The sequence below is a fragment of the Streptomyces durbertensis genome, assembly GCF_014156695.1.
Lineage (GTDB): Bacteria > Actinomycetota > Actinomycetes > Streptomycetales > Streptomycetaceae > Streptomyces > Streptomyces durbertensis.
Genome location: NZ_WMLF01000889.1, coordinates 1 through 735, shown reverse-complemented (window position 1 = coordinate 735; position 735 = coordinate 1). Strand labels below are relative to the sequence as shown.

General features: G+C 75.9%; 1 protein-coding gene. It reads left to right on the top strand.

Annotated elements, in window-relative coordinates; translation table 11 throughout:
* Positions 1-73: 73 nt before the first annotated feature.
* Positions 74-735 (top strand): enoyl-CoA hydratase/isomerase family protein (locus GL263_RS27505; RefSeq protein ID WP_182858431.1); only part of this gene is annotated, 662 nt, incomplete at its 3' end.

Genomic DNA, 735 nt, shown 5'->3' with positions numbered 1-735 from the left:
GGCGGAGGGTCTGCGTAGGCCGTACGGGGGTCGGGGCGCGGGCCCCGGGCGGCGCGGCATAGCATCCGTGCGCATGGAGCCAGGTCTTGATCTGCGGTGTGAGGACGGCGTCGCCACCCTCACCCTGCGGAACCCCGCCAAGCGCAACGCGATGACCACCGAGATGTGGCGGCGGCTGCCGGAGACGCTCGACGGCCTCGCGTCGGACGGCGACGTGCGGGCGCTTGTCCTCACCGGCTGGGGCGAGACCTTCTGCGCCGGCGCGGACATCTCCAGCCTGCGCGACAGCATGGCACCGCAGCGGCTGGCCGTCGCCGCCGAGGAGGCGCTGGCCGCCTTCCCCCGGCCGACGCTCGCCGTGGTACGCGGCCACTGCGTGGGCGGCGGTTGCCAGTTGGCGGCCGCCTGCGACCTGCGGTTCGCCGCCGAGGACGCGCTGTTCGGCGTCACCCCCGCGCGGCTCGGCATCCCCTACCCGGCCGCGGCGACCGCCCGGCTGGCCCGTCTCGCCGGCGCGTCGACCGCCAAGTACCTGCTCTACTCGGCCGAGTTGATCAACGCGGAGCGGGCGCTGCGCGTCGGGCTGGTCGACGAGGTGCTGCCGGCGGAGGCCCTGCCGGCGCGCGTGGCGGAGTTCACCGCGACGCTCACGGCGCGCTCCCGGCTGACCCAGGCGGTCGCCAAGGAGTTCACCGACGCCGCCTTTCCCCTCTCCCCCACCGCCGCCGCTGGGCC